The following is a 19801-nucleotide window of genomic DNA, read 5'->3' as shown; positions in this document are numbered from 1 at the left end:
CAGGTCGGGCAGGGGCAGGTGCTGGGGTACGTGGGCAGCACCGGCAACTCCACCGGCCCGCACCTGCACTTCGAGATCCGGCGCAACGGCGCGGTCTACAACATCGCCCCGGCGTACGCCTGCGGCGGCACCGTCACCAAGGGCGCCCCGATCAACCTCCCGTTCGCGGACCTGGCACCGGTCGGCGCCGTGCCCGACCGGGTCCTGGTCGTGCGCACCAACGGGACGCTCGCGGCCAAGGAGGCGCTGAACGGGACCGTGCACGAGATCAAGACGAGCGTCGCCAGGGTCTCCGCCGACCGCGACCGGATCGCCGTGATCGGCACGAACGGGACCGCGGAGGTGAAGGTCGGCGGCCTCACCGCCGGTTGGGTCACCCTGTTCCACAACGCCAGGGACGTCGTCGTCGACGGTGACCGCTACGTCGTCCTCGGCACCGACGGCAGGGCCTGGGCCAAGGACGGGCTCTACGCCACGAACTGGGCCCACATCTCCAGCAACACGACAGTGATCGACGCGGCCGACGGGCGGATCGGGGTCATCGAGAACGGCGTCGCGAAGGTCAAGGAGGGGTCCGTCAACGCGTCCTGGCACACTGTCGCGGCCAGCGCGACGGACCTGTCGCTCGACGGGGCCCGGATCGGCGTCGTCGAGGGCGGCACGGCCAAGGTCAAGGAGGGACCGCTCAACGCGTCCTGGGTCAACCAGGCGGCGGGCAGGCAGGTGGTCGTCGAGGGCTACCGGATCGCGGTGCGCGACAACAGCGGCAACGCCTATGTGAAGGCCGGCCCGCTCAACGGCCTCTGGGACCACGTCGCCACCGGGGCCACGGACCTCGACGTCGCCGGCAACCGGATCGCCGTGGTGTCCGGCGGCTGGGCCCGGGTGAAGGAGCCGAACCTGAACTCGTACTGGGTGGACGTCGTCGTCAACGCCCGCCAGGTCGTCCTCGCCAACCAGTAGGTGAAAGGAAGGGCACCTTGCTAACGCATAGCGTTAGCAAGGTGCCCTTCCTTTCATCGCGTGTTCCGGCTCGCCGGCGATGGGCCACCCGTGGCCAGGTCGCGGCAGGCCTCCCGGTCGTGGGGCAGGCCGGCGTCGCGGAGGACCAGGCCGACGGTGCCGTTACGCGGATCCCACAGATCCGCGTTGGCGACGAGCGCACCGAGATAGCGGCGCTGCACCGGGGACAGCGTGTCGGCGGCGCGGCCGGCGAAGAGGGCGTGCAGCAGCGGCCCCCAGTCGCTACGGACGGTGTAGGGGCTGGCGATCGGGGCGATGGCCAGCGCGGCCGGCAGCAACAGCTCGGGATCGTCGACCCGGGCGACGAGCGCGGCGACGAGCGTGAACCGGATCCGGGTGGACATCTGCGGCAGGCGGTGGGTGAACCAGTCGTCGGTGGCGGCCGGGTCCGCCAGGGCGGCGAGGATCTCGGCGGTGGCGGCCGGGTCGGCAGCCAGTGCGGGCGCCAACGCGGCGCAGGCCCGCACACCCGGGTGCGGATCGTCCAGGTATGCGCGCGGCGCGAGCCCCAGCTCGCCCATGGCCAGGACCAACGCGGCACGCTCGGCCGGCCCGGCCCCGGCGGCCAGCGCGTCCAGGCGCCGCGCGAGCGTCGTCGCCTCGGCCGTGGCGGCCCCGGTCGAGGCGGCCCCGGTCGAGGCGGCCCCGGTCGAGGCGGCCCCGGTCGAGGCGGCCAGCACCGCGCAGCAGGCGCTCACGGCGTGGGCGGCCGCGGCGCGTACCGTCGGTTCGGGGTCGGACAGCGCGGCCGTGGCCGCGGCGAGCATGGTGGGGGCGGCGTCGCGGCAGCCCAGGACGGCACGGGCGTACAGGGCGTTGGCCAGCACCTCGTCCGCGAACAGCTCGGACTCGTCGTCGGCGTCGAGCGCGGCGGCCACGGCGGTATCCACGTCGATGCCGGCCGGCGAGGCGAGGTCGTCGAGTTCGGCGGCACCCGACTGCCCGGCGTCGGCCACGGCGGCGAGGAAACCGAGCAGATTCGCCCGCAGCTCCGCGTCGGCGGCGCCGGACAGCCGGGCATCCCCGATCAACGCGGCGACCGCGACGGCGGCGGGTGGTGTCGCGGTCCAGGGAGTGCCCTGGTGGATCACGGCCGACCACAGGTGCTCCAGCGCCGCGCGCCTGCCGGCCGCGTCGTCACCGGCCAGCGCGGCGAGGTGCCCGGGGGTGTCGCTGGCCCAGCCGTAGGCGTGCAGCAGCGTGGCGAACTGCCCGGGGTGGATGTCGGTCACCGCAGGAACGTACTGCCGGGGTCCGACAGGACCGGGTGCGGATCAGAGCTGGTACGACAAGAAGGCGGGCAGGGTTCGATCGAGCGCCAGGACAGCAGGTGGCGGACGCCACCGGCGGCGGGTGGCCCGCCGAATCGGCGGAAAAGGGTTGTCGGGTCGCGGGTCGGCTCATCTACGACGGGGACGGCCGCTCCGCCCGGGGTGGCCGGCCCGACCGCTCCGGCGGCGCCGCCCGGTCACCCGGTCGGCGCCGCCGGAGAGTGCCGCCACCGAGCCCGAGAGGACGCGTTCCATGCCCCGAAGGTCCCCGCCCCGAATCCGCCCCCTGCTGGTCACCGCCACCCTGGCGACGCCGGCCGCCGTGGTGGCGCTGGTGGTGCTGCCCGCCGCCGAAGCGGCCACCGCGCCGGTCAACGGCGGTGTCTACACCCTCGCCGTGGCCGCCAGCGGCAAGTGCCTGGAGGTCGCCGGCGGTTCCGTCGACAACGGCGGCCTGCTGCAACAGGCCGCCTGCTCGGCCGGCGCCACGCGACAGCAGTGGAAGGTCGTGGCCAGCGCCGACAGGTTCAACCTCGTCAACGTCGGCAGCGGCCGGTGCGTCGACGTGCCGTCCGGCTCCACCACCTCCGGCATCCAACTGCACCAGTGGGGCTGCGGGGACGGCACCAAGCCCAACCAGCTGTGGTCGTTCACCGCCTCGTCCGCCGCGCCCGGCAAGTACCGCGTCACGAGCACCGCGAGCGGGCTGTGCGTCAGCGACAAGGACGGCTCCACCGCCGGCAACAACCCGATCGTGCAGGAGACCTGCGCCGACGTCGCCCGCATGCAGTGGCTCTTCAACCAGGTCGGCGGCAGCACACCCCCACCCACGCCAACGCCCACGACCCCACCACCGGCCACCGGCAGGCAGCTGGAGGACCTCGACCGGGGCGTCGTCAGCGTCCGCTCCGGCAGCGCCAACCTCGTCTCCTGGCGCCTGCTCGGCACCGAGGCCGCGACCACCGGCTTCAACGTGTACCGCGCCGGCACGAAGGTGAACGCCACGCCGATCACGAACTCCACCAACCACCTCGACGCGGGGGCACCCGCCGGCGCCGCCTACACCGTCCGCGCGGTCGTCAACGGCGTGGAGCAGCCGGACTCGGCCGCGGCGCTACAGTTCACCAACGGCTACCTCGACGTCCGGCTACAGGTGCCGCCGGGTGGCACCACGCCCGACGGGGTCGCCTACACCTACTCCGCCAACGACGCCTCGGTCGGCGACGTCGACGGCGACGGCGGCTACGAGATCATCCTGAAGTGGGACCCGTCGAACGCCAAGGACAACTCCCAGTCCGGCTACACCGGCAACGTCTTCGTCGACGCGTACAAGCTCAACGGCACCCGGCTGTGGCGGATCGACCTGGGGCGCAACATCCGGGCCGGGGCGCACTACACCCAGTTCCAGGTGTACGACTACGACGGCGACGGCCGGGCCGAGGTCGCGATGAAGACCGCCGACGGCACCCGCTCCGGCACCGGCCAGGTCGTCGGCAGCGCCACCGCCGACCACCGCAACGGCTCCGGGTACATCCTGGCAGGGCCCGAGTACCTGACGATGTTCGACGGCCTCACCGGCGCCGCCAGGTCGACGGTCAACTACCTGCCCCCGCGGGGGACGGTCAGCAGTTGGGGTGACAGCTACGGCAACCGGGTCGACCGGTTCCTGGCCGGCACGGCGTACCTCGACGGGCAGCGACCGAGTCTGATCATGGCGCGGGGCTACTACACCCGGGCCGTCGTGGCCGCGTGGGACTTCCGCAACGGCGCGCTCACCCACCGATGGACGTACGACTCGGGCACCAGCAACACCGGGGCGTACGGCCAGGGCAACCACCAGCTCTCCGTGGCCGACGCCGACGGCGACGGCCGGGACGAGATCATGTACGGCTCGGCGGCCATCGACGACAACGGCGCGCTGCTGTGGCGCAACGGCTACGGCCACGGCGACGCGTTGCACGTCGGCGACTTCATTCCGGGCCGCGCCGGCCTGGAGGTCTTCAAGCCGTCCGAGGACGGTTCCCGGCCGACCGACTACATGGCCGACGCCCGGACCGGTGTGGCGGTCTACAGCCACCCCGCCTGCTCGTGCGACAACGGCCGGGGCGTCGCCGGTGACGTCTGGGCCGGCAGCCCCGGCGCCGAGTCCTGGTCGTCCTCCGTCGCCGGGCTGACCGGCATCAGCGGGCAGAACGTCGGCCGCAAGCCGTCCTCGACGAACTTCCTCGTCTGGTGGGACGCCGACCCGGTCCGGGAACTGCTCGACGGCACCCGCATCGACAAGTACGGCACCTCGGGCGACACCCGCCTGCTCACCGGCAGCGGCGTGGCGTCGAACAACACCACCAAGGCGACCCCGGCGCTGTCCGGCGACCTGTTCGGCGACTGGCGGGAGGAGGTCGTCTGGCGGCTCGCCGACTCCTCGGCGCTGCGCATCTACAGCACCCCGACCGTCACCGACCGGCGCATCCCCACCCTCATGCACGACTCGCAGTACCGCGTCGCGATCGCCTGGCAGAACACCGCCTACAACCAGCCGCCACACCCGAGCTACTTCATCGGCGACGGGATGGCCGCGCCGCCCCGCCCCAACATCTACCTCCGCTGACCGAACCGGTGGCCGCCTCGCCCGCGAGGCGGCCACCGTCGTCTCCCGCGCCGGCCGACCCGGGCCGCCCGCCGGCCGTCAGCGGTGCTGCGCCGGTGCGGCGATCCCCTCCTCGATCGCCAGCCGGGTCAACTCCGGCCGCCGCCGGCGTCCCGTCTTCTCCCGGATCCGGTCCAGGTGGGACCGCACCGTCCGGACGCTGATCGCCAGCGCCTCCGCGATGTCCTGGTCCCGCTCACCGGCGGCCAGCAGCGACAGCACCTGACGCTCCCGTTCGGACAGCGGCACCCGGTACAGCGGCTGCCGGCCGCGGGACGAGTCCAGCAGGATCGACGCCAGGGTCGGCGACACGTAGGTGTTGCCGGCGGCGATCTCCCGTACCGCCCGGAGGATCTCGTCGGCGTCGGCGTCCTTGGTCAGGTATCCCCGGGCCCCGGCGGCGATCGCGCCGAGCACGTCGGCCTGGTCACCGTGCGCGGACACCACCAGCACCCGGTGGCCCATCCCGGTCACCGCGACCACCGCCGCCGCGTCGCGTACCCCCGGCAGCCGCAGGTCGAGGATCACCACCCCGCCACCGGGCTGCCGGTAGGCCGCGAACTCCTCCACCGACTTGGCGGTGGTGGCGACCAGGACGTCCGGAGCCTCCCCGAGCGCGCGGACCAGGGCGGCCTGGTAGAGGGGATGGTCCTCCACCACCGACACCTCGATCACCGGCACCCCGGTCACCGCGACTCCCCCGTGTCGTCGGCCGGCCGGACCGCGACCGGGGCCGGCCGCTGGGCGGCGGCGGGCTCCAGCACCGGGCCGGTGGGGAACAGGGCCAGCACGCTCGGCGGCACCGGCGTGGGCCGCACCGCCCCGTAACCGAGCGCCCGCAACGCGTCGCCGTCCGGTACCGGGTACCGCACGCCCTGGTCGGTGAGCAGGAAGACGGCGCCGAGGGCGGCCTGTGGCGTCGGCCGCTCGCGCAGCACGGCGGCCCGGCCGGCCGGCACGAACACCTCGTCGGCCCGGGAGCCGCCGCCGGCCGCGGCGGGCGCCGCGCCGGCCGGCACGCCGGTCGTGGCACCGAGCCGGACCACCGCCCGGTCACCGTCCAGCGTCGCGCACACCGCGAGCCCGTCGCCGGATACCGCGACCGGCGGGGCGAGCCGGTCCGGGTAGTCGACCGCCGCGCCGGTCACCGGCCGGGCCTGCGCGACGTCGGCCGCGGTCACCGCGATCTCGCGCGCCGCGCCGCCCGGGAACGCCGCCCGGTTGGCGGGATTTCCGAGCACGAGCGCCGCCTCGGTCTGCCCGATCGCCCGCAGCCCGTCGGCGCGGACCAGGTAGTAGCGGGGCCCGGTGCCGACGGTCGCGGCGGCGAGCACCTGGCCCACCCGGGTGCGCTGGTCACCGACCCGGGGACCGTCGGCGCCCACCTCCGGCACCGTGATCAGCCGCAGGTCCGGGCCGGCGGTCACCGCGGTGAGCCAGGCCGCGCTGACCGGCAGCGGGCGTGCCGCGTCGTAGCCGAGGGCCACCGCCGCGGCCCGGTCGGCGATCCGGTGCCGGCGCCCGGCCACCAACGCGTGCCCGGTGCCGTCCGGACCGGTGACCAGCAGGGCCGACGCCGCGCCCACCTCGGTACCCACCGGCGGCACCCCCGCCAGCGCCGTGGTGACCGGCGCCGTACCCGCCGGTCGGCCCTGGGCGGTCCGCGCGCAGACGGTGAACGGCGCGGTCAGCAGCCGGTCCCGGGCCGGCAACGACGACGGCGCGCCCGGGATCCCGAGCGGTACGCCGCGCGGGGCCTTCGCCAACGACTTGCTCGACACCCGGCTGGTCGCGGTGCCGTCGCCGCCGGCGAGCAGCCGTGCCGAGGCGTAGTTGAGCATCGGGTGCAGCAACCCGTCGGCGCCCATCACGTACGCCGCGCCGGTGTCCTTCTCGATCACCACCTGGCCGGGCTTGCGCCAGTCGGTGTTCGCGCCGGGCCGCAGGAACCCGTACACGCCGAAGCCGGCGGTCACCAGCAGCGCCGCCGCGGCACCGAGCGCGCACCCGATGACCAGGCGGCGGCTCGGCGACACCGGGTGGTTGGCGTCGCCCACCTGCAACGCCGAGACGAGGCGACGGCGCAGGAACTGGTACGCCTGCAATTGGTCCCGCTGTGTCCACATTAGATGGTCCCCGCCATGGTGCGGTGCACCCCTGGTGCACTAGAACTACGGATGCAAGGTACGAATCGACGACGAGATCGAGCCCAGGGAGCCGCGCGATGCCACCAGCCGCACCCGCACCCGCCACCGCCGCACCGCCCGGCACGACGCGGCGCCCCGGCGTGCCGGCGATGCCCGCACCGCCCGTGGGGCGACGCAGCTTGCGCGGCCTCGGCGTCGGACGGCTGGTGCTCTGGCAGTCCGCGGTGCTGGGCGCGGTCGCCGCCGGTGGCCCGTCCGACGCGCTCGGCGGGGCGGCCACCGGAGCCGCCGCGGCCGTGGTGATCGGTACCGGGGTGCGGTGGCGCGGCCGGTGGCTGTCCGACTGGGTGCTGGTCCGGCACCGCTTCCGGCACCGCGCCCGACGGGCGTTGCCGGCGCTGCCCGCCCTGCGGATCCGCACCGACGCGGACCGGGCGGGCAACCGGGTCGGGCTGGCCGGCGACGGCAACTCGTGGAGCGCGCTGCTGCGCGTCGAACCCGGCGGTGACCTCGACGACCTGCTGCGCCGGCTGTTGGCCCGCTACGACGACCCCGACCTGCCGCTGGCCGGCGCGCAACTGGTCGACTGGTGCTCCCCCGGCACCGGCGGCGCGGCCCGGTGGATCGCCATCCGGCTCGACCCCGGGACGGCCGCCCGGGCGGTGCGGGCCCGCGGCGGCGGCCAGTCCGGCGCGGTACGCGCCGCCGGGGTCGCCGCGCTGCGGCTCGCCGCCGACCTGCGCGCCGCCGGGCACGAGGTCACCACGCTCGACGGCGGCCAACTGCGGGACGCGTGGGCCACCGTGCTCGGCGTCGACCCACGGCGCGGGGGCGAGCCGGGCACCGAGACCTGGCACTCCTGGTCGCTGGGCCTGCTGCACCAGGTCTGCTACCGACCGCGCCGGGCGGCCCGCGACCTGGCCGACGTGGCGGCGCTGCTGCGCCGGCACGCCACCGCACCGGCCCTGGTCAGCGCCGTCTCGGCGCGGTGGGACCGGCAGCGGGGCGGCGGCACCCGAAGCACGGTGCTGATCCGGCTCGCAGTGCCCGCCGGTCCGGCCCGGGAGGCCGTCGCCGGGGTGCTCCGGCAGGCCACCGCCGGGCTCGACGGAAAGCTGGTGCCGCTGGACGGGGCGCATGCCGAGGCGGCCTGGGCGACGCTGCCGCTGGCTGGCCTGCCCGTGGGCTAGCCGCCCCATGCGCGTACCGCGCCGTAGATGTCGAGCACCGCGCCCGCCACCGGCACCAGACCGACCAGTGCCAGGAACTCGACCACGTCCAGTATCCGGCCCCAGTACGGCGACGGCGTGTTGGCGGCGGCCCGGACCGCGTACGTCGCGCAGACCACCCCGGTCACCAGGATCAGCCCGGCCACGAGCAGCCGCGTCCCGGGACCGCCGGCCAGGCCCGCCCGCGCCGCCAGGCCGAGCACCGACCCGGCGCCGGCGACCAGCAGTGCCGCCCGCTGGCCGAGGCCGACGTAGGCGCGCGCCCGCAGCAGCAGCCCCACGCCGGCCAGCCCGGCCAGGGTCCACGCCCAGCGACCGCCGGTCAGCAGGAGGATCCCGGCGCAGCAGGCCACGATGACCGCCAGGCCGCACAGCAACCCGGTCAGGATCCGCTCGGCGGCCTCGGTGTCACCGACCACCTCGGGCCCGAGGGTGGGTCGCTCGTCCCGGCGGAACGCCTCCACGTCCGTCGGCACGCCGGGCAGCGGCATCCGGCCGAGCCGCAGCGCGAGCATCGGCAGCGCCGGGCTGGCCACCACGGCCGCGCAGCAGGTGACCGCCGCGACCGAGGCGGGCGAGGCGGCGGTGAGCAGGTCGGCGAGCGCGCCGAGGCTGCCCACCGCGGCGGCCACCGCGGCGGCGGCGAACCGCTGCTCCGCCACCACCACGGCGGCCAGTGCCGCGTAGAGGGTGGCCGCCGCGCCGGCCAGCGCCAGCCGGCCCGCGGTGAGCCCCATCGCCGCGTCCAGACCGCCGGTCGCCGTGAGCCCGCCGATCGTCGCGGCCGGGAGGCCACCGGCGGCCACCGCCGCCCCGAGCCCCCGGTCACCGAAGGCCCGCGACAGCGCCCCGCCGGCGACCAGCAGCACCAGGGCCAGGGTGCCGGCGAGCAGCGCGGTGGTCGACGCGGCCAGCCCGCTGTGTCCGACGGCGACCGCGACCGCGGTGAAGGCCAGCGCGGCGACCGCGCCGCCGACCCTGCGCGACACCGCCGCCCGCCACACGCCGGGCCGGTCCGCGGCGGCGCTCGCGATGGCGTCCACCACGTCGTCGAAGAGCATCGGGGTGGCCCGGCGGTCGACCGTGCCCAGGTAGAGCACCTCGCCGTCGCGCACCCCGGCGCCGCTGACCGTGACCGCGCCGTCCAGCGGCGGGCCACCGAAGCGGTGCAGTTCCCAGCCGGCCCCGCCGGCCCGGTCGGCGTTCGTGGCCAGCAGCCGGACCAGTTGCGGAAGCAGCTCCGCCACGGTGCTCTGCACCGGCAACGACACGTCGAGGCGGGCGTGCGGCGCCACCACGGTGACCCGCCGGGGGGCGAGCGCAGTGGTCACTGCTGGGCCTCGCCGAGCAGCGGGGCGTACCTCGCCTCGCTGGCCGACGCGAGCTTGGTCAGGCCGTCGTTCACCGCCTCCAGCACGAGCTGCCCGAGGGTGTGCGCGTCGTACCGGCGCAGCACCTGCGGGTCGATGACCACGTCGGTGAACCGGCCGTCGCCCTTGAGCTTCACGGTCACGTCGCCGTTGCCGGCGTACCCGGTCAGCTCCAGGGTCGCCACCGAGCGTTGGATGTCCTCGATCCGCTGCTGCTGCTCCCGCACCTGGGCGAGTAGGTCCTCGATCGCCGGTTCCATCTGTCGTTTCCCTTCCGGTGTCACCGCCGCCGGTGCCGCGCCCGCCGTCCGGGCCTACGGCCGCCGCCCCTGCACGTCGAATTGGATCGACTCACGGGTATGCGTGGCAAGGTTTCCGAGATATACGTACTGTGCGGCGCTGGTGTAGGCGTCCATGTAGTCGGCCCGGCCCGGGTCGCTCCGGGCCCACCGTACGGCCTCCTCGGCGGCGGCACCGTGCAGCGCCCCGGCCGGCACGGTCGGCGCCGTTCCGCCGGTGCGCAGCTCGTAGCTGGCGAGGTCGGCGGCTGCCGTGTAGACGGTGCCGTTGCCGGTGAGCTGCGGGTGGTGGAACACGTCGCCGGGCAGGCTCTGCGGCGGCACCACGGCGGGCGCCTGCATGGCGCCGGTGACGGCGTTGGCCGCCTGCCCGAAGGCGAACCCGGCGAACGAACCGACCTCCGGCAGCTTGCCGACGCCGAATCCGACCACCTCCTTGACGGCGTTGGCGACCGCCACCTGCCGGGCGTACGCCTCCTGCGCGGTCCGGGTGGCCTGCTCGGCGTCCTGCACGTTGGCGTACCAGATGGCGTTGGCGGCCGCCGCGTTGGTCAGGCCGTCGACGTTGCCGGCGTACCGTCCGGCCTGCTCCATCGGTATCGTGCCGGCGTCGGCCTGCCGCAGCACGTACTCCTGGTACAGGTCGGCGGCCGCGTTGATCTCGTCCCGACCGTCCTGGGTGACCTGGGCGAGCATCAGCATGTGCCGGGCGTCGGTGCTGCCCAGCCGCTGCGCCGCCGCGTTGGTGTCGAGCCCGTCGAGCGGCTGGGCGTAGAGGTCCATGTTGGGCACGGTGGCCCGGGCGATCGCCTCGGCGAAGTGCGGGTTCTCCCGCATCGCGGCCAGCGTCTGCGGCAGCGACGCCGGGTCGGTGACGGTCTGGGTGAGGTTGACGTACGCGCCGCGGGCCAGGTCGTGTTCGGCGGGGTCGGCGCTCGCGGCGCCGATCCAGTCGACGACCCGGCCCGCGGTGGCGCCGTCGTCGGCCCACCCGAAGCCGGCCAGCCGGCGCAGCGTCTCGCCGTCGCCGGCCAGCGCCGCGTCGGCGACGTGGTTGCGGGTGGACACGTCGAGCAGCGAGGTCAACGTCGCATCCACCCGCGGCTTGTCCCAGAGCACCGCGTCGTTCGTCGACACGTAGTACCCGGGCTGGTCGGGGTTGTGCCGGGAGAGGTCGTCGAGTCGCTGGGTGACGTCGGCCATCTCGCCGACCCGGCGGGTCACCGCCGCGGAGTAGTCGGCACCGGCGACCAGGTCCCGGTCGGCCGCGCCGATCAGCTGGGACAGCGCCTCCCACTGGGCGTAGCGGGGCACGTCGAGCCGGTTGGTGTAGACCGTCTCGCCGAGCACCCCGGTCAGCGGCGCGCGGCCCGGCGTCGAGGGCACCTCCTGGGTGAAGCCGAACGAGTTGGTGCCGATGTTGGTCTCGGTGGCGGCCCGGGTGTGCACCAGGTCGCGCACCGCGGCGGGCAGGTCGGCCGGATCCCGTGACAGGGTCAGGATGCCGTTGCCGACGGTCCGCAGCATCTCCTGCCGGTCGGCGGCGGCGAAGCCCGGAGCGGTCTCCCCGAACAGGCCGAACAGGCTGGTCTGGTAGCGGTGCTCGGTGGCGTTGACGTAGCCGGGCAGGTCGAACACCCGGTCGCCGAGCGCCCCGTAGAACGAGGTGAGGAACGCCTTGTCCGCGGCCGACGGCGGCTGGCCGGCCCGTACCCGGTCGGTGATCACGGCGAGCTGTGCCATGGCCTGGCGGAACTGTGCCGGCGAGGCGTCCCCGGCGAGCGCGGCGCGTACCGTCTCCGCCACGGCCCGCCCGTCGGCGCCGGCAGCGGCGGCCGATCCGGCGGCGCCGTCGGCGGACGGCCCGCCGAGTTCGGTGGCGACCTGCGCCAGCACCACACCGAGCCGGTCGTGGACGCCACGCATCGCGGTCAGCGCCTGCTCCCCGACACCGCGGGCCTGCTCGATCAGCACGGAGACCTGGCTGGTCGGCACCGCGCGGGCGGCGGCCACCAGGAGTTGGGCGTTGGCCCGGAACCGGGCGATGACCACGTCGCCGGTGCCGGCCGCCGCCTGCAACCCGCCGGCCGCCCGCTCCAGCGCCGCCGCGTGCCGGCGCAGTCGCGCCTCGGTGCCGTCCAGCCCGGTGCTGACCCGGCCGGCGGCGGAGCCGAACGCGTCGTACGCGGAGCCGTGCCAGTGCGTGCCGAGCCCGCGGCGGCGGTGGACCAGCTCGGTGGAGACCCCCGCCGCCCGGTCGGCGACGGCGAGATAGGAATGGGCCGTGGCCCGCAGCCCGGCCGGGTCACCGGTGACCTGCCGGCGGTACTCGGTGAGCACGGTGGCGTACCGGTCGAGCAGCCAGGACAGTACGCCGGACAGGTCGGTGGTGCCCCGGGCCAGGACGGGAAGGGCGCCGGTCACCGGTCAGTCCACCTTGACCGAGCCGTCGGCGCCGACGCTGATGTCGGCGTCGACGGTCTGCCCGCCGGAGCTGGCGGTGACCTCGATGTCGAACGCGCGCCCGGTGTCCACCGGCACCTCGACGGTCACCGACAGGTCGCCCTTGCTGGCCGTGACCGTCACGTCGCCGTCATCGTCGCCGCCGTTGCGGGCCGGGGCGGGCGGGGGCACGTCGGCCGGCGCGCTCGGTGGGATCGGCAGGGTCTGCACCGGGCCGGTGGGTGTCGTCGTCACCGGCGCCCCGCCGGCGGGCAGCGAGGACTGCCCGGGCTGGACCGCGATCCACTGGTCGGTGCCGAGCGCCGACGGGGTGTAGCTGCTCATCGACCCGCCGGCCGGGTAGCCCCCGCCGGTGAACGCCGGCATGCCGTGGCCGCCGGTGCCGTAACCGCCACCCAGGGCGGCCTGGCCCGCCCCGGTGGCGATGCTGGCCATCGGTGGGGGCGCGAGCACGGGGTTGCCCGTGCTCCCGGCCGGCAGGGCCGGAGCGGGCGTCGCACCGCCGTCGTTGTTCTTCGAGAACAGCTGCTCGACCTGGCCGACGATGGTGGCCAGGCCGGTCAGGATCTGGCCGAGGTTGGTCACGCCGATGGCGGTGAGGATGCCGCCGATGCCGGTGAGGAAGGCCTTGAGGATGCCGGTGGTGCTGACCGCCAGGGCCCGGCCGGCCGCCCGGGTGTACGGGTTGGACATCAGCGCGGCGACCGTCGGGTTGACCGCGCCGACCACCGCCCGGTACGCCGCCTGCGCGGTGGTCAGTTGGGCGGCGGCGCCCTCCAGTTCGCGGATGCCGGCGTACACGGTCTCGATGATCTGCTGGAAGCTGGCGAAGGACCTGTTCAGCTTCTGCACCACGGATTCGCTCGCCGATCCGGCGGACCACACCTCACGGAGCTGCTCGCGGGCCCGCTCCAGGTCGGCGAGGAGGGTGACCAGCCGGGCCACCCGGCTGGTCAACGCCGCGGCGTGGGCGACGATCGCGGCCGGGTTGCCGCCCACGATCGAGGGCAGCGCGACGGTGCCGGGCCCGCGTCCGCCGGCGGCGGCATCCATCGCGCCCGAGTTGGGGATGTCAAGCACGGCGCACCTCTCTCGGCGTCACGTCGTCGGGATTCACCACAGCGATGTCGCGTCCGTCATGGGCCGGTAGACCCGGACGCGTCCGAACTCCGCCGCGGAGCCGACCGCGCCGTGGTTGTAGAGCTGGCCGTTCGCGCCGGCGACCCCGATCACCGGGCCGCCGTCGCCCGTGAACGGCTGCACGACCACCACGTCGCCGGGGTTCACCAGGCCGGAGACGTCCCGCCCGCTGCCCGAGTAGACCGCGAGCAGGCCGACCCGTTCCTGGTTGGCGGGGCTGCGGTCGAGCCAGTCGGCGAAGTCCCGCGCATCGCGGAAGGTCACCTCGGTCAGCGGCCGGGCGGAGAGCTCGCCGAGGCCGGCCCGGCCCAGGTAGTCGAGCACGTTGCCGACCGAACCGGGCTCGCCCGTGGCGCCCGCGCTGTCGTTGACCGCGTAGCCGGCCAGGGCGGCGCCGGGCTCCGCGCCGGACGTGCCGGTGCCGCCGGCCGATCCGCCCAGCGCGGCGGCGACCGCCCGGTCGGCGTCCTCGTAGTCGTTGGCGCTGCGGTGCACCAGGTCGTTCACCTCCTGGAGCAGTTGCAGGAGCGTCCGCATGGTGCCGACGACCTGCCCCTGCATCGCGATGTTCGCCGACGCGACCGGCGAGCCGAGCTTCGCGAACGACGTCGGCGCCAGGGTCAGCCGCTCCAGTTCCATCACCGTGCTGTACGCCTGGAGCAGAATGCCGACGACATTGCCGACCACTCCGCGTACGGCGTCGGGCCGTACGTTGTAAGACGAGCCTGTCGTCATCGTGAGCACCTTCCCGCCAGATCGCACGGCCCGCGCCACGCCGGGCCGGGCAGCTCCGCCGCCCGAGGCGGCTTCCGGATGGTTGCGGGTCATCGTAGGTTGGTGCGCGCGAGCCCTTAAACGGCAAAACTACCCACGACCTGCCCCGTCAAAGTGACCACGCGTCACCGGTTCCACCGGGCCGAGGAGGCACCGCCGGATGTCCGTCGACACCTTCCGCCGCCGGGCCATGCTGCCCGAACCACCGCGCGGAGAGATCATGCTGCAGGCTCCGCCCGCGCTGCCCCGGGGCGGCGGCCAGGGCGGCATGCAGCTGATGTTCATGCTGCCGATGATGCTCGGCATGGGCGCCATGTCGTTCGTCTACATCGGGCGGTCCGGCGGGGCGATGACCTGGATCTTCGGCGCGCTGTACATCAGCGCCATGGTCGGCATGCTGGTGATGAGCCTGTCCCGCGGCGGCGCCTCGAAGAAGGCACAGATCAACGACGAACGACGGGACTACCTGCGCTACCTCAGCGGCCTGCGCGGGCAGGTGCGGGAGGTGGCGGTCCGCCAGCGGGAGGCGGCGCTGGCGGCGCTGCCCGACCCGGCCGACCTGTGGTCGTTCGCCGGCACCGAGCGGCTCTGGGAGCGGGCCCGCACCGATCCCGACTTCGGCCGGGTGCGGGTCGGCACCGGGCCGCAGCGGCTGGCCACGGCGCTGCGCGCGCCGCAGACCGCCCCGCTGGAGGACCTCGACCCGGTCGCGTCCACCTCGCTGCGCCACTTCATCCGCACCTACGCCACCGTCGGCGAGCTGCCGGTGGCGGTGTCGCTGCGCTCGTTCCGGCGGGTCGTCCTGACCGGTGACCGCCCCGAGGTCCTGGACCTCGCCCGAGCCGTCCTGGCCCACCTGGCCACCTTCCACTCGCCGGACAACCTGCGCGTCGCCGCGTGCGTCGGCGCGGACCGGCAGGACGGCTGGGACTGGCTGAAGTGGCTGCCCCACGCGGTGCACCCGGGCCGGGCCGACGCCAGCGGGCCCACCCGGCTGGCGGCGCCCACCCTCACCGAGCTGGCCGCGCTGCTCGCCGACGATCCGGCCGCCCCGGCGACCCGGGGCCCGTTCCGGCCCGGGGCCAGGCCCGAGGCACCGCACCTGCTGATCCTGCTCGACGGGGCCGGCACGCTGCCCGACGCCGGCCTGGACCCACCCGGCGGGCTGGCCGGCACCACCGTCCTCGAGATCGGCGGCGGGCCCGGCGACCAAGCCGACACCCTCGACCTGATGATCTCGGAGGGGCGGCTCGGCATGCGCACCCCGGACGGCGTCGCGCTGGTCGGCGTACCGGACCGGCTCAGCGTCGCCAGTGCCGAGGTGGTCGCCCGGCAGCTCACCGCCCTGCACACGGGCACACCGGTGGTCAACGAACAGCCGTTGTCCACCACCTTCGGCCTGGCCGACCTGCTCGGCATCGGCGACCCGCGCCGGCTGGACCCGGCGGTCACCTGGCGACCCCGGCCGGCCCGGGACCGGCTGCGCATCCCGATCGGCGTGGACCCCGACGGGCGCCCGGTCGACCTGGACCTCAAGGAGTCGGCCGAGGGCGGGATGGGCCCGCACGGGCTGGTCATCGGCGCCACCGGCTCCGGCAAGAGCGAGCTGTTGCGGACCCTGGTCACCGGGCTCGCCGCCACGCACTCCTCGGAGACGCTCAACCTCGCACTCATCGACTTCAAGGGCGGCGCCACGTTCGCCGGCATGACCGACCTGCCGCACACCTGCGCCGTGATCACCAACCTGGCGGCCGACCTGACCCTGGTCGACCGGATGGCCGACGCGCTCCGGGGCGAGCTGGTGCGCCGCCAGGAGCTGCTGCGGGCCGCCGGCAACTACGCCTCGGTACGCGACTACGAGCGGGTCCGGACCGACGGCGCCGAGCTGCAACCGATGCCCTCACTGCTGGTGATCATCGACGAGTTCAGCGAGCTGCTGTCCAGCCGGCCCGAGTTCATCGACCTGTTCGTGATGATCGGCCGGCTCGGGCGCAGTCTCGGCGTGCACCTGATGCTCGCCTCGCAGCGGCTGGAGGAGGGTCGTCTGCGTGGCCTGGACAGCCACCTCAGCTACCGGATCGGGCTGCGCACGTTCTCCGCCGCAGAAAGCCGGGCGGTGCTCGGGGTGTCCGACGCGTACGAACTGCCGTCGGTGCCGGGCTCGGCGTACCTGAAGTGGGACACCAGCACCCTGCAACGGTTCAAGGCCGCGTACGTCTCCGGCGAGCTGCCGCCCGAGCAGACGGCGGCGGTGGCCGAGGAGATCCCGTACGGGCGACGGGTCCTGCCGTTCGGGCTCGCCCCGCTGGCCCTGACCGACCCGGTGGGCGAGCCGGCACCGGCGAGCGGCCCCGGCACCGCCGCGACCACCGGCGAGACGGTGCTGAGCGCGATGATCGGCCGGCTGCTCGGCAACGGGCCCGCCGCGCACCAGATCTGGCTGCCGCCGCTGGCCGAGCCGCCCGCCCTCGACCAACTGCTGCCGCCGCTGGGCATCGACCCGCTGCGCGGCCTGACCCCGGTCGGCTGGGCCGGCAACGGCCAGCTCACCGTGCCGCTCGGGGTGGTGGACAAGCCGTTCGAGCAGCGCCGGGATCTGCTGTGGACCCAGCTTTCCGGGGCGGCCGGGCACGCGCTCGTGCTCGGCGCGCCGCAGAGCGGCAAGAGCACCCTGCTGCGCACCCTGGTGACCGCGCTGGCGCTCACCCACACACCGGCCGAGGCGCAGTTCTTCCTGCTCGACTTCGGCGGCGGCGGCCTGGCCAGCCTGTCCGGCCTGCCCCACGTCAGCGGCTACGCCAACCGGCTGGACACCGAACGGGTCCGCCGGATCATCGCCGAGCTGACCGGTCTGCTGGCCGAGCGGGAGCGGTCGTTCGCCGCGCACGGCATCGACTCGGTCGCCGACTTCCGCCGCCGGCCCCCGCCCAGCCCGGACGGGCGCAACTTCGGCGACGTGTTCCTGGTCGTCGACGGCTGGATGACCCTGCGCCAGGAGTTCGAGCCGCTGGACGAGTCCGTCACCACCCTCGCCGCCCGCGGTTTGGGGTTCGGCCTGCACGTCGTCCTGTCCGCCAACCGGGCGATGGAGATCCGGCCGGCGCTGCGCGACCTGATCGGCACCCACGTCGAGTTGCGCCTCGGCGACCCGGCCGACTCGGCGTACGACCGGCGGGCCGCGGCCAGCGTGCCGAAGGGCACGCCGGGGCGCGGGCTCACGGCCGAGAAGCTGCACTTCCTCGGCGGGCTGCCCCGCATCGACGGCCGCACCTCCGTGGCCGACCTGCCGGACGGCGCGAGCGACCTGGTCAAGCAGGTGGAGGCGAGTTGGCGCGGCCCGCGTGCGCCCCAGGTGCGGCTGCTGCCCCGGCTGGTACCGGCCGCCGACCTGCCCGGCCCGGACCCCGGCGACCGGCGGATCCCGATCGGGCTGGCCGAGGCGGATCTGGGGCCGGCCTATGTGGACTTCGACGCCGACCCGCACTTCATCGCGTTCGGCGACGTGGAGTCCGGCAAGACGGGCCTGCTGCGGGTGATCGCCCAGCAGATCACGACCCGCTACCCGGTGGCCGACGCCGCCGTCATCGTCGCCGACTACCGGCGCGGGCTGCTGGACGCCGTCACCGGCGGGCACCTGCTCGGCTACGCCGGCAGCGAGCCGGTGCTCACGCAGCTCGTCGTCGAGGCCGCCGAAGGGCTGCGGCGGCGGCTGCCCGGGCCGGAGCTGACCGCCGCCCAGTTGCGCGACCGGAGCTGGTGGACGGGCCCCGAGCTGTTCATCCTCGTCGACGACTACGACCTGGTGGTGTCACCGAGCCGCAACCCGCTCGCGCCCCTGCTGGACTTCCTCCCCCAGGCCAAGGACGTCGGCCTGCACCTGGTCGTCACCCGCCGGTCCGGCGGCGCCGGCCGGAGCCTCTTCGAGCCGGTCGTGCAGCGGCTGCGCGACCTGGCGACGCCCGGTCTGCTGCTGTCCGGTTCCCGGGACGAGGGCGCGCTGCTGGCCGACGTCAAGCCCAGCAAACAACCACCCGGACGCGGGCAGTTGGTGGACCGGCGCACGGGGGTCTCGCTGGTGCAGGTCGCCTGGGCGCAGAGCGGTGCGGACAACGGTCCACAGTGACTCCGTGCACCCCCGACGGGCGGCCGGCGGCGGGTGGCCGATCGACCGGGCACGGACGCCGTGTGGGTAATAGTGCCGTGTACGCGACGGGTACTTGTGCCGTACTAACGATGGGTGACGACTGCATAGCATCCCCAGCGTGTACGGCGCCGCGAGTCGGCGCGCGACTCGGCAAGAGGAGGTGACCCGACGTGGCCAGTCCCGGATACCAGAGCGATGCCGCCGCGATGACGCGAGCGGTCAGCGGGTTCGACGAAGCCGCCACCAACGCGGCTCGGACCATGTCCGAGCTGGAGAGCGAACTCGTATCGGTACTGAGCCGGTACGCCGGTAACCAGGCCACCGCTTTCTGGCAGCTGCAGACCCGGCTGCAGGAGAGCATGCGGACCGCATCGCGTGAGCTGCAGACCATGTCCGGTCTGGTGAACGAGAGCTTCCGCAACTACAACACCGGTGACGTGGCGGCCGCCGACTCCCTGCGGGGCCTCTCCGGCGCCGTGGGCGAGGGCAGTCCCGTACTCAGTCGACTGGCCGGTGCCTAGACCTGCCCGGAAGGGGTGATGTGAGATGACCGCCGATGTGATCAACGTCGAATTCGCCGCGTTGCGGGCCGCCGCCGACTCGCTTCAGGTCAAGGCGCAGGCGCTCAACGGCCACATGGACCAGTTGCAGAGCAGCCTGGCCCCGATCAAGCAGACCTGGTACGCCTCCGGCAGCGCCGCTGGTGGGGCCGCGGAGCAGTCCGAGACGCGGCTGCGGGCGGCGCTGGCCGACATCATCGCGGTGATCGGCCAGTTCTCCGGCAAGGTGCACGAGGCGCACGACACCCAGCTGGCACTGGAAAACCGGAACACCAGCTTCTTCGCCTGAGTAGGGCGACCGGCGGCGGCGCCGGGTGGGGGCGGTGTCCGCCCGCACCCGGCGCCGCCGCCCCCGCTGGCCGCCGGCCGGCGTTGTTCTCAGCCGGGCTCCGAGACAGGAGAGCGCGACGATGCCCCAAGAGGAGTCGTTCCGGGTCCACCTCGAATCGCTGCTGGCGTTCGCCCGCGAGTTGGAAGACCAACTGGAGGCGATGCGCAGGCCGACCGACGGCCTCGGCCAGTTGCGCGTCCAGCCGGTACTGCTCGGCGAGTTCGGTGAGGCGGCGTCGCTGGTCGACCGGCACCGGGCCGCCGCCGAGCAGATGCACGAACTGCTGCACACCGTGCGGGAGGCGATCGCCTTCGCCAACGACGTGACCCGCATGATCGCGGACGGGTACGCCGACCACGACATCGGCGTCGCCACGTCCTTCCGCGGCCACGGAAGGGACTGA

The 19801-nt window shown here is 74.6% G+C and carries 15 protein-coding genes; 7 read left to right on the top strand and 8 right to left on the bottom strand.

Annotated features, from left to right (window positions below):
- The coding region (locus ABZ809_RS32480; protein WP_357566470.1) for a M23 family metallopeptidase at positions 1–963 on the top strand (963 nt) is incomplete at its 5' end.
- 53 nt (positions 964–1016) lie between these two features.
- Here ABZ809_RS32480 and ABZ809_RS32475 read toward each other — a convergent pair.
- Entirely contained in the window at positions 1017–2255 is a 1239-nt protein-coding gene (locus ABZ809_RS32475; protein WP_357566469.1) for a hypothetical protein, read from the bottom strand.
- Positions 2256–2547: 292 nt separating this feature from the next.
- On the opposite strand from ABZ809_RS32475, the gene ABZ809_RS32470 reads away from it, so the two are divergent.
- The gene (locus ABZ809_RS32470) at positions 2548–4902 is read left to right on the top strand and encodes an RICIN domain-containing protein (RefSeq protein WP_357566468.1); all 2355 of its coding nucleotides are present in this window, start codon (positions 2548–2550) and stop codon (positions 4900–4902) included.
- 78 nt (positions 4903–4980) lie between these two features.
- Here the strand turns inward: ABZ809_RS32470 and ABZ809_RS32465 are convergent, their stop codons facing one another.
- Positions 4981–5631: a response regulator transcription factor gene (locus ABZ809_RS32465; protein ID WP_357566467.1), complete on the bottom strand. Its 651-nt coding sequence runs from the start codon at positions 5629–5631 to the stop codon at positions 4981–4983.
- Positions 5628–7067: a type VII secretion protein EccB gene (eccB, locus tag ABZ809_RS32460; RefSeq protein ID WP_357566466.1), complete on the bottom strand. Its 1440-nt coding sequence runs from the start codon at positions 7065–7067 to the stop codon at positions 5628–5630. The genes ABZ809_RS32465 and eccB overlap by 4 nt, the downstream gene beginning before the upstream one ends.
- A gap of 98 nt (positions 7068–7165) precedes the next feature.
- On the opposite strand from eccB, the gene ABZ809_RS32455 reads away from it, so the two are divergent.
- Complete coding sequence (locus ABZ809_RS32455) at positions 7166–8278, top strand: type VII secretion protein EccE (RefSeq protein ID WP_357566465.1); 1113 nt, start codon at positions 7166–7168, stop codon at positions 8276–8278.
- Here the strand turns inward: ABZ809_RS32455 and eccD are convergent.
- The 5 genes from eccD to ABZ809_RS32430 are packed head-to-tail and all read right to left on the bottom strand — an operon-like array spanning position 8275 to position 14324.
- Positions 8275–9648 carry a type VII secretion integral membrane protein EccD gene (gene eccD / locus ABZ809_RS32450; RefSeq protein WP_357566464.1) on the bottom strand — a complete coding sequence of 458 codons (1374 nt, stop codon included), beginning with the start codon at positions 9646–9648 and terminating at the stop codon, positions 8275–8277. The genes ABZ809_RS32455 and eccD overlap by 4 nt on opposite strands.
- On the bottom strand, positions 9645–9947 hold the full coding sequence (locus ABZ809_RS32445; RefSeq protein ID WP_357566463.1) for a YbaB/EbfC family nucleoid-associated protein: 303 nt from the start codon (positions 9945–9947) through the stop codon (positions 9645–9647). The genes eccD and ABZ809_RS32445 overlap by 4 nt, the downstream gene beginning before the upstream one ends.
- A 54-nt stretch (positions 9948–10001) precedes the next feature.
- Positions 10002–12410, bottom strand: coding sequence for a hypothetical protein (locus ABZ809_RS32440; RefSeq protein WP_357566462.1), 2409 nt, complete (start codon positions 12408–12410; stop codon positions 10002–10004).
- A gap of 3 nt (positions 12411–12413) precedes the next feature.
- A complete protein-coding gene (locus ABZ809_RS32435; RefSeq protein WP_357566461.1) occupies positions 12414–13529 on the bottom strand; it encodes a hypothetical protein in 1116 nt (371 codons plus the stop codon).
- A 33-nt stretch (positions 13530–13562) separates the two neighbouring features.
- Entirely contained in the window at positions 13563–14324 is a 762-nt protein-coding gene (locus ABZ809_RS32430; protein WP_357566460.1) for a WXG100 family type VII secretion target, read from the bottom strand.
- Positions 14325–14523: 199 nt separating this feature from the next.
- Here ABZ809_RS32430 and eccCa point away from each other — a divergent pair, with 199 nt between their 5' ends.
- The 4 genes from eccCa to ABZ809_RS32410 all read left to right on the top strand — a co-directional run bounded on the left by eccCa (position 14524) and on the right by ABZ809_RS32410 (position 19801).
- A complete protein-coding gene (gene eccCa, locus ABZ809_RS32425; protein ID WP_357566459.1) occupies positions 14524–18486 on the top strand; it encodes a type VII secretion protein EccCa in 3963 nt (1320 codons plus the stop codon).
- Between the two features lie 191 nt (positions 18487–18677).
- On the top strand, positions 18678–19028 hold the full coding sequence (locus ABZ809_RS32420; RefSeq protein ID WP_357566458.1) for a hypothetical protein: 351 nt from the start codon (positions 18678–18680) through the stop codon (positions 19026–19028).
- Positions 19029–19053: 25 nt separating this feature from the next.
- Positions 19054–19356, top strand: a complete 303-nt coding sequence (locus tag ABZ809_RS32415; RefSeq protein ID WP_357566457.1) for a WXG100 family type VII secretion target — start codon at positions 19054–19056, stop codon at positions 19354–19356.
- A 121-nt stretch (positions 19357–19477) separates the two neighbouring features.
- Positions 19478–19801: a hypothetical protein gene (locus ABZ809_RS32410; protein ID WP_357566456.1), complete on the top strand. Its 324-nt coding sequence runs from the start codon at positions 19478–19480 to the stop codon at positions 19799–19801.

The organism is Micromonospora sp. NPDC047074 (assembly GCF_040643815.1).
In the GTDB taxonomy this organism is placed as follows: Bacteria; Actinomycetota; Actinomycetes; order Mycobacteriales; family Micromonosporaceae; genus Micromonospora.
Note: the sequence above shows the minus strand (reverse complement) of the source record. Positions and strands in the feature narration are given on the sequence as shown.